Origin of the sequence: Singulisphaera photorubra, assembly GCF_045290345.1 — a bacterium.
In the GTDB taxonomy this organism is placed as follows: Bacteria; Planctomycetota; Planctomycetia; order Isosphaerales; family Isosphaeraceae; genus Singulisphaera.
Map to the genome: position 1 here is coordinate 975,147 of NZ_CP155447.1, position 13,382 is coordinate 988,528.

Annotated in this window: 10 protein-coding genes; all 10 read left to right on the forward strand. The window is 64.7% G+C overall.

The genetic code is table 11. From position 1 onward, the window contains the following. The first annotated feature begins 7 nt into the window (after window positions 1-7). The 10 genes from V5E97_RS03690 (at window position 8) to V5E97_RS03735 (ending at window position 13,380) form a co-directional block, all read left to right on the forward strand. The gene (locus V5E97_RS03690; RefSeq protein WP_406697930.1) at window positions 8-1,939 is read left to right on the forward strand and encodes an exo-alpha-sialidase; all 1,932 of its coding nucleotides are present in this window, start codon (window positions 8-10) and stop codon (window positions 1,937-1,939) included. Window positions 1,940-1,958: 19 nt separating this feature from the next. Then, window positions 1,959-2,903, forward strand: coding sequence for a succinylglutamate desuccinylase/aspartoacylase family protein (locus V5E97_RS03695; RefSeq protein ID WP_406697931.1), 945 nt, complete (start codon window positions 1,959-1,961; stop codon window positions 2,901-2,903). A 106-nt stretch (window positions 2,904-3,009) separates the two neighbouring features. After that, window positions 3,010-3,954 carry a Gfo/Idh/MocA family protein gene (locus V5E97_RS03700; protein WP_406697932.1) on the forward strand — a complete coding sequence of 315 codons (945 nt, stop codon included), beginning with the start codon at window positions 3,010-3,012 and terminating at the stop codon, window positions 3,952-3,954. A gap of 419 nt (window positions 3,955-4,373) precedes the next feature. Then, a complete protein-coding gene (locus V5E97_RS03705) occupies window positions 4,374-4,961 on the forward strand; it encodes an SDR family NAD(P)-dependent oxidoreductase (RefSeq protein WP_406697933.1) in 588 nt (195 codons plus the stop codon). Continuing rightward, complete coding sequence (locus V5E97_RS03710) at window positions 4,958-5,203, forward strand: SDR family oxidoreductase (RefSeq protein WP_406697934.1); 246 nt, start codon at window positions 4,958-4,960, stop codon at window positions 5,201-5,203. The genes V5E97_RS03705 and V5E97_RS03710 overlap by 4 nt, the downstream gene beginning before the upstream one ends. Window positions 5,204-5,254: 51 nt before the next feature. Continuing rightward, entirely contained in the window at window positions 5,255-6,019 is a 765-nt protein-coding gene (locus V5E97_RS03715; protein ID WP_406697935.1) for an SDR family NAD(P)-dependent oxidoreductase, read from the forward strand. 114 nt (window positions 6,020-6,133) lie between these two features. Continuing rightward, window positions 6,134-7,666: a sodium:solute symporter family transporter gene (locus tag V5E97_RS03720; RefSeq protein ID WP_406697936.1), complete on the forward strand. Its 1,533-nt coding sequence runs from the start codon at window positions 6,134-6,136 to the stop codon at window positions 7,664-7,666. A gap of 118 nt (window positions 7,667-7,784) precedes the next feature. Continuing rightward, complete coding sequence (locus V5E97_RS03725; RefSeq protein ID WP_406697937.1) at window positions 7,785-9,572, forward strand: GDSL-type esterase/lipase family protein; 1,788 nt, start codon at window positions 7,785-7,787, stop codon at window positions 9,570-9,572. A gap of 666 nt (window positions 9,573-10,238) precedes the next feature. Continuing rightward, a complete protein-coding gene (locus V5E97_RS03730; RefSeq protein WP_406697938.1) occupies window positions 10,239-11,894 on the forward strand; it encodes an N-acyl-D-amino-acid deacylase family protein in 1,656 nt (551 codons plus the stop codon). Window positions 11,895-12,318: 424 nt separating this feature from the next. Then, window positions 12,319-13,380 carry a helix-turn-helix transcriptional regulator gene (locus V5E97_RS03735; RefSeq protein ID WP_406697939.1) on the forward strand — a complete coding sequence of 354 codons (1,062 nt, stop codon included), beginning with the start codon at window positions 12,319-12,321 and terminating at the stop codon, window positions 13,378-13,380. Window positions 13,381-13,382: the final 2 nt, after the last annotated feature.

Genomic DNA, 13,382 nt, shown 5'->3' on the forward strand with positions numbered 1-13,382 from the left:
GCAAAACATGAACTTTCGTTCAATTCAATTTGTCACCCTCGTAGGTTGGGCGATCGCCCTCGGCGGGAGAGCGCAAGCCGCCGACCCCGCGTCTCCAATCGAGATCGACGAAGCGACCCGAGCGCGGTGCCTGAGCGTGCTCAAGGGAGCCCTGGCGTCCGACGAGTTCTGGCCGTCGATGCACGCCGCCGAGGCACTCACCCAGGCCGGGTTCGGGGCGGACGTGCGTGCTGCGCTCGCTCCCAAGTTGCCCCGGGAGACCGACGACCAGAAGCGGTGCGGACTGGCCCGCGAGTTGTCAAGGGCCGGCGACCTCTCCTACGTACAGGTCTTGACCGACATCCTCGGCAGCCCCAACCCTCACGGCCACATTCACGCAAGTGAAAGCCTCTACAAGATCTACCAAGTAGGCAACGGCGTCATGCTCCGCCAGGCCTTGACCCGGGCCGACCAGCCCAAGCTGGTGATGATGGCGGGCGCCGCGCTGGGGCGGCGGGGGAACCGCGAGGCGCTCGACCTGGTGCGAAAGTACGTGACCGACCCCGACGGCGAGACCGCCCGGATCGCCGCCTGGGTCCTCGCCCGGACCGGAAGGGCAAGTGATCTCGAGTCACTCCGAGCCGGAGCGCAACGGTTCAGTGAGCCGCTCACCAAAGCGTACTTCGATCACGCGTTGGCGGCGCTCGGCGATGCTGACGGCCGCAAGGCGCTCGTCCAGAACCTGGGGCACTCCGACTTCAACGTCCGGGTCTACGCGGCCGAATTCGCTCCGGAAGCCCGCGCGGTCGAGGCGAAGGACGCGCTCGTGCGCCTGCTCGACGACCCCGTGCTCGACGTCCGGATCCGAGCCGCCCAGGCCTTGCTCCTCCTGGCGAAGCCGGCCCCCCCATCGCCCTCGGAGAACTTCAGCCGCGACGTCTTCGCCGCGACCGCCGAGAACCCGCGGTACAGCGAAGGCTCGGTCCTGGTGCGCCGCGACGGTAGCCTGATCTACGCGACCACCGAGTTCCAGGGAAGCGGGTCGGACTTCGCCAAGGCGCGGATCATCGCAGTCGATTCCAGCGACGAGGGCCGGACCTGGAGCGACCGACGCGTGCTCCAGGAGAACGTCGGCCAGCAGAATGTGATGTCCGTCACGTTGCGACGACTCAAGCCGTCGAACCCGTTCGACGGCCCGATTGGCCTGTTCTACCTCGTGAAGAACTCGCCGACGGATCTCGACGTCTATCTGCGTGTTTCCAACGACGAGGCGAAAACGTTCGGCGAGCCCCAGCTCGTGACCACCGACCCGGGCTACCACGTCCTGAACAACGACCGGGTCACGGTCCTCTCCTCGGGCCGAATTCTCGTGCCGATCGCCACGACGAAGGACGCCGTCAAAGCTCCCAAATACGCCTCCTCCTGCTACTACTCCGACGACCAGGGTAAGTCCTGGAAGCGGAGCCAAGGCCTGATCGAGTATGCCAAACAAGGGGCGATGGAGCCCGAGGTGCTGGAACAGGCCGACGGACGGCTTCTCATGCAGATCCGGACCAATGTCGGACACATCGCGGTCAGCGAGTCGACCAATGGCGGCGAGAGCTGGAGCGAAGCCAAGTCATGGGGGGTCGCCGGGCCCGAGTCGCCGGCCACGCTGAGGCGGATCCCATCCACGGGTCACTTGCTCTTGATCTGGAACGACACACTCCGTGACGGGAAGGTCGGTAGCAAACGCACCCCGCTGACCGCCGCGGTCTCAACCGATGAGGGTGGCACCTGGTCGTTCCGCCGTAACCTGGAAAACGACCCGACCAAGACCTATGCCTACACCAGCATTGTCTTCAACAAGGACCGGGCCCTGCTGACCTATTACGTCCGCGACGACAAGACAGGCCGGTTCACATCGCGATTCCGGTCCGTCCCAATCGCCTGGTTCTACGAGACCGGTGCCGCGAACTGATCCGGAGGGAGAGCCACTCGTGAAACTGGCGACATTGCAACTCGGGGGCCGGCGTGACGGCCCCCACGTCCTGCTCACCGGCGGCGTTCACGGCGACGAGTTCGAGCCCATGGCCGCGCTCCGGAGGCTGGCCGTCCTGCTCGCCCCCCACGAAATCAAGGGGCGGATCACGATCGTCCCCGTCGTCAACGAGTCGGCGTTCCGCCTCGGCCAACGCGTGGGGGACGACGAGCTCGACCTCGCCCGCACCTGCCCGGGGCGGCCCGACGGGTCGGCCACGGAGCAGGTGGCCCACGCCTTGGCCGACTTGATCCGGGACGCCGACGCCTACATCGATCTCCACACAGGCGGAGCCCGGCTCTCGGTCTTGCCCCTCACCGGGTACATGCTCCATCCCGAACCCGCCGTGCTCGACCGTCAACGGCGAATGGCCCGCGCCTTCGGCCTGCCGATCGTCTGGGGAACCGACCCAAGCCTCAACGGTCGTTCCCTCTCGGTGGCCCGCGACGCGAACGTCCCCGCCATCTATGCCGAATACCTCGGCGGCGGGGGATGCGACCCAAGCGGTGTGTCGTCCTATGTTCAAGGGTGCCTCAACGTCCTGGCCGAGCTGAAGCTGATCGATGGCAAACTCGCGCACCCGAGCGACACGCCACTCGTGATCGAAGATCAGCGGACCGGCTCGGGCCACATGCAGGTGCAGCACCCCGCCCCCTGCGACGGACTCTTCGAGGCCGCCGTGACGCTCGGCCAAGCGGTCCGCCAGGGAGAGATCCTCGGAACCATCTCGGACGTCCTCGGCGCTGATGTGCGCCCCATCAAGGCCGACTGGACCGGCCTGGTGCTGGTCCTCCGTTGCTTCGCCCGAGTCTCGGCCGGCGAGAGCGTCGGGGTCGTGCTCGAGACCGATCAGCGGCTCCCCAGTCAGGGCTCCGCGGCTCGTGCCGCGATCCCAGCCGGGTGACCCGGAACGCTCAAGAACAGACCGCCTCTTTATCGTGAGAGAGATCAAAACATTGCAACGTCACACCGTATTGATCATCGGGGTCGGATCGATCGGGGAGCGCCACTTGCGTTGCTTCCAGGCGACCGGGCGGGCCGACGTTCGTCTCGTGGAGATCAACCCGGAGTTGCGGCGGACAGTGGCCGAGCGTTATGGGATCTCGGCGAATTATGCTGACCTCGACTCCGCGCTCCAGGAGCGGCCGGACATCGCGGTCGTGGCCACTCCCGCACAGACGCACATCCCGATCGCGACCAGGCTGGCCGAGGCCGGTGTCCACCTGCTCATCGAAAAGCCCTTGAGCACGAGCGAGGCCGGGATCGACCAGCTCCAAGCGATCGTGAGCGCCCAAAACCTCGTTGCAGGCGTCGCCTACGTCCACCGCGCTCACCCACTGCTCCAGGCGATGCGCCAGGCCATCCTCGACCGGCGGTTCGGCCGACCGGTGGAGCTCGTCGTCGTCACCGGCCAGAACTTCCCGACGTATCGCCCTGCCTATCGTACGATCTACTACAACGACCATGCCACCGGCGGCGGTGCCATTCAGGACGCCCTGACCCACCTGCTCAACGCGGGGGAGTGGCTCGTTGGGCCGATCGAACGCCTCGTGGCCGACGCCGCGCACCAGGTGCTCGAGGGAGTGCAAGTCGAAGACACCGCGCACGTCCTGGCCCGCCAGGGGGGAGTGCTCGCCAGCTACAGCCTGAACCAACATCAGTGGCCCAACGAGCTCACCATCACGGTCGTCTGCGAGCAGGGCGCGGCGCGGTACGAGTCGCATGCCCACCGCTGGCGCTGGATGAAGGCGAACGAGGAGACATGGCACGACGAGTCCATCGCCCCTCTGGAACGCGACACGCTGTTCATCGCCCAGGCCTCGGCCTTCCTCGATGCCGTGGAGGGTCGGCGTGCGCCGCTCTGTTCGCTCGCCGAAGGGCGGCAAACCTTGCGAGTCAACCTCGCCGCCCTGGCAAGCGTCAAGTCACAGAGTTGGCAGTCGGTGGAAAGCTGAGAGTCTGTCCCAGAAGGTGAATCCCACGGGAGCTTTTGAATGATCTGCTGGGTGCCATGCGGTTCCGTACTCGGAACCCATGCGGGAATGCCTTGGCCTGGCGCGCACGGGTTCCGAGTACGGAACCCGTGGCACCCAAACGGCCTTCAATTTTCGGTTTCCCTGAACTTACGAGACAGACTCTGAGCCGGCCTTCGCCTCTTCTTTCAGTCGCACGGCCAGCCCGGCCGTATCCCCCTCGGCCCAGGGCTATGTCGCGGACTCGCGCCAATCCCGAGGGAATTACGGCCGGGCCGGCCGTGCGACTGCAAACAACCCATTGCGGAAAACCGCGAGAAGCGTCGATTCTTTAGCTCGGTCGCGGATCATTGTTTATTTCCTATCATCTCGAACAGGACGCCCCCGGGGAACACGACACGATGCCTCAGGCCGATTCCGTTTCCGATTCCACTCCCGCGCAGGAACCGACCATCCAGGCGTTGTTCGACCTGTCGGGCAAGGTCGCCCTGATCACTGGGGGCACAGGCCACCTTGGCTCTGCGATGGCCCGCGCGCTGGCTGAGGCGGGGGCCTCGGTCGTCATCACCAGCCGGGAGGCCGCCCGAGCCGAAGCGGCGGCCGCCGCGCTCCCTCGCCGGGGCGAGGCGACACACCTGGGCCTGGCGCTCGATCATATGAAGCCGGACGAGCTCGACGACGCCTTCGCCCGCGTGGTCCACCGCGCCGGCCAGGTCGACATCCTGGTCAACAACGGGCACGAAGCGCTCGGCAACGACCTGACCAGCGTCACGGCCGAGCAGTTCACCCGGCACCTGGCCAACGCCACTGGCTACTTCGTGCTCGCCCGGCTCTTGCACGACCACGCCGTTCAGCGCGAGTGCCCAGCCAGCATCATCCTGCTCGGGTCGATGTATGGATTGGTCGGCTCCTATCCCGACGCCTACGAGGGATTTGCCCGGCGAGCCCCGTGGCCTACCACACCCTCAAGGGAGGGATCGTCCAGATGACCCGGCACCTGGCCTCGTACTGGGCTTCAGATAAGGTCCGGGTCAACTGTCTCAGTCCCGGCCCGTTCCCCCCCGAACGAGCGCCTGGGGAGATGGTCGATCGGCTCCGCACCAAGCTCCCGATGAAACGGATGGGGCAGGCCCATGAGCTCAAAGGGGCGATCGTCTTCCTCGCCAGCGACGCCAGCAGCTTCATGACCGGTCAGAACCTCGTTATCGATGGCGGCTGGACGGCCTGGTAACGACTCTGGTTCTGAACCGAATTGCAAATCCATACGATCCAGGAGGATTGAATGAAACTGATCGGCAAGAAAGCATTGGTGACGGGTTCGGCCCGGGGAATCGGCCGTGGCTGCGCCCTCGAACTAGCCCGCGCGGGGGCCGACGTTGTGGTCAACGACCGCGAACGCACGCCCGAGGCCGAGGCCGTCGTGGCCGAGATCCAGGCTCTCGGACGTCAGGCCGTGCTGGTCGAGGGAGATGCGTTCGACCATGACTCCTGCGGCCTGATCACCCAACGAGCCGTCGAAGCCCTGGGACGTCTCGATATTCTGATCAGCAACCCCGCCTACTCCCGCCGCGGCGACTTCCTCGACTACGCGCCTGAGACCTTCCAGAAAGTGATCCAAGGGACGCTGGCCGGGGCCTTCTCGATGAGCCAGCACGTCGCGAAGCACATGGTCGAGCGGGGCGGGGGGGGCAAGATCGTCTTCATCTCGAGCGTCCATGCCCGCCGGCCGTTCCCGCGAAGCGTCGCCTACAACGCGGGCAAGGCGGGGCTGAACCACATGGCCTTGACCATCGCCGGCGAACTGATGCCGCATCGGATCAACGTCAACCTGATCGAACCAGGCTGGATCGACACCCCCGGCGAACACGAAACGTTCGGTGCCGACGTCATGCGCGAGGCAGGCGCGGCACTTCCCTGGGGCCGGCTCGGCAAGCCCGAGGACATCGGCAAAACGGCCGTCTTTCTCGTGTCGGACGACGCCGACTATATCACCGGCGGGGCGTTCCTGGTCGATGGCGGCTTGCTCCTCAAGGAGTCCCACTCCTGAGTCAGGGGACGAGTGAACTCAACGAAGGCGAGCGGGGAGCGTCAGCTCCCTCTCTTATTGAACCATTTTCATCAACACAAACATGGAATTCCAGACACCATCCGAGGACCCTCCATGCTCCATTTCTCCTGGATCGACTACACCGTCTTCGCGGGCTACCTGCTCCTCACCCTGGCCATTGGCGGCATGTTCTTCCGCGAGAAAAGCAATTTAAGCGAGTACTTCCTGGCGCAGAGGAGCATGGGCAGCGTCATTGTGGCGATGACCATTCTGGCCTCCTTGTTCTCCGGAATCAGCTTCCTGGCTGCGCCCAGTGAAGGCTATGCCTATGGCTTATCATTCTACATTGTGAATTTTTCGTTCTTCATTGCCACCCCGATCACCACCTTGATCTTTCTGCCCTTCTTCTATCAAAAGCAATTCTTCACGGCTTACCAATACCTCGAAGCGCGGTTCTCGGTGCAGGTCCGCACCCTGGCCTCCGCCTCGTTCATCGTGCGGGTCTTACTCTGGCTGGCCCTGGCGACCTATGCCCCGGCCCTCGCCCTGGAACAGGTCACCGGCCTGCCACTCTGGTTCACGATCCTCTGCACCGGGGTGCTCACCACCTTCTACACCACCCTCGGCGGCATGAAGGCGGTCATCTGGACCGACGTCATGCAGCTCGCCGTCTTGTTCTTCGGCCAGCTCATCATCGCGATCACGGCCATCTCCCGGGTTCCGGGGGGATTCGGCCGCGTGGTCGAACTGGCGCAGTCCAGCGGCAAGATGCAGCTCAGCACGAGCCTCGACCCGACCGTCCGCCTGACGCTCTGGGGCATGCTCATCGGAGCCACCTTCATGAACCTCGTGCAGATGGCGACCGACCAGGTCTCGGTCCAACGCTACCTGACCGCAAAGAGCCTGAAGGAAGCCCAGCGCGGACTCTGGCTGAAGCTCTGGCTGGTCCTGCCGGTCACGGCCGTCTTCTACGGCACCGGAGTCATCCTTTATGCGTTCTACAAGGTCCACGGCGACCCCCTGACCTCAGGCGCAATCCGCAAGGCCGACCAGATCCTCCCCTATTTCGTGGTCACCGAACTGCCCGTCGGTTTCCCCGGCCTGTTCATCGCCGCGATCTACGCCGCCAGCATGTCCACGATCTCGGCAGGGATCAACTCGCTCACCTCGGCCAGCCTCATCGACTTCTACCAACGCCTCTGGCCGCACCCCAACCCGGACGAGCAGGTGCAACTGCGGTATGCCCGCTACTTGACCCTGATCTACGGCGCCTTGGTCATCGGTCTCGCCTTTCTCATGCCGTATCTCGGCACGCTCCTCGAAGCGAGCAACTCCATCATCGGCCTCGTCGGCGGCCCCATGCTCGGCCTCTTCTGCCTCGGGATCCTAGCCCGGCGAACCACCGCCCGAGGCGCCTTGATCGGATGGGTCGCGGGGCTCGTCGTCCTCATTCCCGTCTGCTTCATGACCAAGGTCTCGTTCCTCTGGTACGCCATGATCGGCTGCCTGTCCACCATGATCGTCGGCTACCTCGCCAGCCTGTTTGAGCCGGCTCCCGCGTCTGAAAAAATCAACGGGCTCACCTGGAACGACCGCACTCAGCCCCTTCCAGAACCAGGACTTGATCTGGAGCCCGCCACGAGCTGAAACCCATTAGGATCTGCAAGACTCCGACGACCCCACACCAAACAACTCACCACATAAAGACAGATTACAAGCAATCAACGCCCTCCCAAATACCCCGATCCGAAGAAGGAGACGCCCCGTGAGAGTTCCTGGTTTCTTGGTTTCGATGGCGCTGGTCTTGATCACGTCGGCAAGTGCCCAGGAGCCCTCGTCGACCGCGGCCAAGGCCAAGCTGCCCAAGGTCATGCTGGTTGGCGATTCGATCCGCCTGGGCTACGCTCCCAAGGTGATCGAACGACTGAAGGGCAAGGCGATCGTCGTCAGCCTGCAGGCGAACGGCGGCGACAGCGCCAACGTGCTCAAGCAGCTCGAAGGATGCATTCGCGAACAGCCCGACGTCATTCACTTCAACTCCGGCCTGCATGATTTGAAGCGTTTCAAGGCCGACGGCAGCCATCAGGTCGAGCTCGCCTCGTATGCCGAGAATCTCAAAACGATCGTCGCCCGGCTCCGCGCGGAGACGAAGGCCGGCCTGGTCTTCGCCAATACGACTCCGATCATCGACGCGCGTCACGCCCTCCGAAAGGCGAACTTCGACCGCGTCGAGGCCGACGTCAAGCGCTACAACGAAACGGCCGAGCAGGTGATGCGCCAGGCCGGCGTGCCGGTCCATGACTTGCACTGGGTCGTGGAGCAGGGAGGGGCCGAGACGATGCTCGGCAAGGACGGCACGCACTACACGCCGGCCGCCTCCGACCGCTTGGCCGAGGCCGTGACCGACGTCGTGCTTCGCCAGCTCAAGATCGTCGGCTATCGCCCCTTGCCCAAGCCCGCCGCCGGGCCCGAGGCCGCCAAAGAGTACCGCAAGGCCGAGGCACTTCGCGACCGCGAAGTTCCCGAAGTCTACCGGAACCTCAAGGCCAAGGAGTTCCCCGTCCCAGAAGACGCCAACGCCTGGAAAGCAAGGCGCCCCGAGCTCCTCAAAGCGGTCGTCGGGACACTCGGAGAGCTACCGCCTCGTCCTTCCCCCGCCCGTGTTCGCGTCATCTCCCGCGAGCTTCACCCGGGTTACACCCTCGAAAAAGCAGACCTTGAGAACGGGGTGGACGGCCAGGTCACGACCCTCTTGCTGATCCCTGAAGGGCGGACGGGCCCGGTGCCGGCCATCCTCTGGCTCCACTCCTCAACCCCCGACAAAACCCAGCTCGTGATCCCGGGCACCAACGGCGGTGACGAGTCGCTCGGCGAGGCCTACGTCAAGGCAGGCTACGCCGTGCTCGCTCCCGACTCCTACTGGCACGGCGACCGCGTCGGCACCGGCCCCTCGGGCAGTACGGAGACCGGCAAGGTTGAGCAGGAGTCGCTCCACAAGTGGAACCTCTGGTTCGGCCGTACCCTCTGGGGCATGATGGTCCGCGACGACCAGGTCGCTCTCGACTATCTCTGCTCCCGGCCCGAAGTGGACAAGACCCGCATCGGCGCCACCGGCATGAGCATGGGGAGCACCCGCGCCTGGTGGCTCGCCGCCGTGGACGACCGTGTCGCCGCCGTCGTGGCCATCGCCTGCCTGACCCGCTACCAGAATCTGATCGCCCACGGTAACCTCCGCGCCCACGGCCTGTACTACTTCGCCAACGGCCTGCTCAACCACTGCGACACCGAAGGCGTCCTCGCCCTGATCGCCCCCCGCCCATTCCTGGCCCTCACCGGCGACCTCGACTACGGCTCCCCCGCGGACGGCATCCGCGACCTCGAACGCCTCGTCGGCCAGACGTACAAAGCCGTCGGCGCTGAAGACCGGTTCCGCAGCATCCTCTACCCCGACCTTGGCCACGTCTACTCCCCGCAAATGCGTGCCGAGATGTTTTCCTTTTTCGGAGAGTGGCTGAAGCCGACCCCGGCCGCCCCAGTTCACGCCACCCCCTGATCCCTCTCCATTCATCGAATGAGCACACCCCACTTCAATGCGTCGGGTGTGCTCAATTCGGAGCGTGGGCACGGCCGGCCCACCAGGGAATCAGCCCCAAAAAACCAACGATCCGCGACTGGACGAGAATCTCGATGGATTTCCGGCCCGGTCTCACCAGTAGCACGGCCGGCCCGGCCGTATCCCCTCGGCCCAGAACAAATCCTCGGACTCGCGCCGACCCCGAGGGAATTACGGCCGGGCCGGCCGTGCTACCGAAAACCAACCCGGTGCGGAAACCACAAGAATCATCGGTTCTTCGGCCCCGTCGCGGATCGTTGAAAAAAATCCAACGACCCGCCATGGAGCGAGGAATCACTCTCGTTCCCACGGTCCCCCGTGGGAATGCCGTCCCCGACGCTCCGCGTCGTCTGCCCCTCGAAAGCCGAGGACGCAGAGCGTCAAAGACTTCATTCCCACGGTCCCCCGTGGAAACGAGTAGCGGGAGGCTTCCTAGCCCTGTATCGGGTCGTTGATAAAAAAAAGGACAGGGAGCCGACGCCCAACGCTCGCCTCGGCTCCCTGTCTTCTTGGAGTGAGAAAATCAGATTGGTGGGCCGTGCCCACCCTACAACGAACAACTCTATCAGCATTCGCTAGCCAAAGTCCTCTTGTCCGGAGATTCTCATGCGAACAAGCGTTAGTCTCGCACTCAAAGCAATCGTCATGATCGCTCTCGCCGCCCTGGTGGCACCAACGGCGACCTCGGCCGCCGATCGTGAGCACTACGACTTGCTCCTCCGCGGCGGCCGCGTGGTCGACGGAACGGGGGCGCCTTGGTACAACGCGGACGTCGCGATCAAAGGGGGGCGAGTGGCCGCGATCGGCCGGCTCAAGGAGGCTGATGCCGACCGAACCCTCGACGTCAAGGGTCTGATCGTGGCCCCTGGGTTCATCGATATGATGGGGCAGACGGGGGCCTCGTTCCTCAGCGATCCGCGGAGCGCAGACAACTTGCTCCGACAAGGGATCACGACCATCAACGCCGGCGAAGGGTCGTCGGACGCCCCGCTCGGGGGCAAAGTGGCGGAGTCGGCCGGCTGGAAGACGATGGCCGAATTCTTCGACCGGCTCGACAAGGCCGGGATGCCGATGAACGTCGCCCAGACCGTCGGCCACACCCAGGTCCGCCGGATCGTCCTCGGGGACACGGACCGCAAGGCGACGGCCGAAGAGCTCGAGCAGATGAAAGCCCTGGTGCGCGAGGCAATGGAGGCCGGCGCGATCGGCGTCTCGACGGCCCTGATCTACCCTCCCGCCGTTTACGCCCCCACCGAGGAGATCGTCGAGCTCGCCCGCGTGGCCGGTTCCTACGGCGGCGGCTACTACACCCACATGCGCAACGAGGGGGACCGCCTCCTGGAAGCGATCGACGAGGCCCTTGCAATTGGCCGATCGGCGGGCACTCCGGTTCATATCTTCCACCTCAAGGCGGCCGGCCGCGCCAACTGGCCGAAGATGGAGCAGGCAATCGCCCGGATCAAGGCCGCCCGCGCCGGCGGCCAGCAAGTCGCGGCCGACATCTACCCTTACATCAACAATGGCCTTGGCATCACCGCGCTCATCCATCCCCGACACTCGGCCGAAGGAGACGAAGCGCTCAAACGCAAGCTGGCCGACCCCGCCGCCCGGGCCCAGATCAAGCGTGAGATCGAGACCGAAGGGGGCTGGGAGAACTGGTACCGCCACGTCGGGTCCGACTGGGACAAGATTGTTCTCATCCAGATCAATGCAAAGCCTTACGCCAGCCATAACGGCGAGACCCTTGCCGCAATCGCCAAGGCCGAGGGCAAGGACCCGTGGGACGTCTTCTTCGAGATCGCCCAGGCGGGCGCCGCGGCGCTGCCCCAGAGCATGACCGAAGCGAATGTCATCCGGGCCATGCGTGAAGAGTTCGTCTCGTTTTGCACCGACATGGGCCCCGCGGGCGGCCCTGCGGTTCTGGGCCACCCGCGTGGTTATGGCGCGTTCCCGCGGATCATCGCCCGCTACGTTCGCGACCTCGGCATCCTCTCGCTTGAACAAGCGATCCACCGCATGACCGCCGTCGCCGCCAACGAGCTCCGCCTCTACGACCGCGGCCGGATCACCCCCGGCGCCGCCGCCGACCTCGTCATTTTCGACCTCGACCGCACCCGCGACCAATCCACCTTCGCCAATCCGAATCTCCCCGCCGAAGGCATCATCCACGTCCTGGTCAACGGCCTCCCCGTCATCGAATCCGGCGCCCCCACCACCGCCCGCCCCGGCCGCGTCCTCCGCCGCGGAGCCACCCCTCAGTAACCCGGCCGTCAGCCTTTCTCTTCGCTCGCCCTGAAAGGCGAGCGGGGAGCGTAAGCTCCCTGTCTTCCGCCCCACTTCCCCATATTGCACCAAAGACAGGGAGCTCGCGTTCCCCGCTCACCTCGAAAATCGAAAATCGAAAGCAGTCGCACGGCCGGCCCGGCCGTTGGGATCCACCCAGCGGCCCACCTGGCCGCCTTCATTCGGGCCGGGCGACTCTTGGCCCACCTGAACCACAATCCCACCTTCAAATCGAACCCTCCCCTTCCAGCCACCGCCACACCACTGTCCTTTTGTCAGGTTAGACACGACCTGGCCCGCCCCCCCGCTATCATCCCCAAGGCGTGAGGTACACTAACCTCGGCACGTTCTTGCGTTCGATTTGAATCCATCGATTCCTGAGCCATGACGAGGCCAACACGAAATGATGCGAGACGAGCCCGCGCTCCGTCGTCAATGGATCCTGTTGCGAACTCTCTCCGCTCAGCGTTTCGGCCTCACCATCCAGGAAATGGTCACCGAGTCGGGTGTCGCCGCCAAGACCATCCGCCGCGATCTTGACCTCTTCCGCAGCCTCGGCTTCCCCCTTGAGGAAACCGTCGGCGAGTTCGGCCGCAAGACCTGGAAGATCGCTTCGAGCGAGAGCCAACCCCCGCTCGCGCTGACGCTGAACCTGGACGAGGTGATCGCTCTCCACCTCGGCCGCCGTCTGCTCGACCCCTTGGCGGGAACCCCCATCGGCGACGCCGCCGGGCAAGCGTTCCGCAAGATCCGCACCATGTTCCCCAAAATGGCCCTCGAGTACCTCGAGCGGTTCACGACCTTCTACCACATCGCCACCCTTGCGCCTGCCGATTACTCGGGCCAGGGCGATCTGATCGACACCTTGCGGACCGCCATCGAAGACCAGCACGCGGTCCACATCCTCTACCAATCCTCCCAGGCCACCGAGCCCGCCTTCCGCGACGTCTACCCGCTCACCCTGCTCGATCAGAAAGGCGCCCTCTACCTGATCGCACTCGACCCGCAAGACGACAAAATCAAGCACTACAAAGTCGTCCGCATCGAAGACGTCGAGTTGACCAACATCCGCTTCCCCCGCCCGAACCACTTCGACCCCGCCACCTACATGGCCTCGTCATTCGGCATCTACCAGGGCGATGACGACATCCTCATCAAAGTCCGCTTCGCCCCTAAAGTCGCTCGCTACGTCCTGGAAACCAAGAAACATCAGAGCGAACGCCTCGTCAAACAGCGTGACGGCAGCGTCCTGGCGGAGTACCGCCTCTCCTGTACGAATGAATTCAAGTCGTGGATTCTCAGTTTCGGACCAAAAGCGATCGTGCTGGAGCCGGAGTCGCTCCGGCGAGAGATCGCCGAGGATCTCCAGGCCCTGATCGCGGCCTACGCTGGCCCCGGCTCGGAGTCGCGTCAGCGTCCCCTTCGAGGCGAAGATCACCACGAGATTCCCGGGCAATACCACTAATC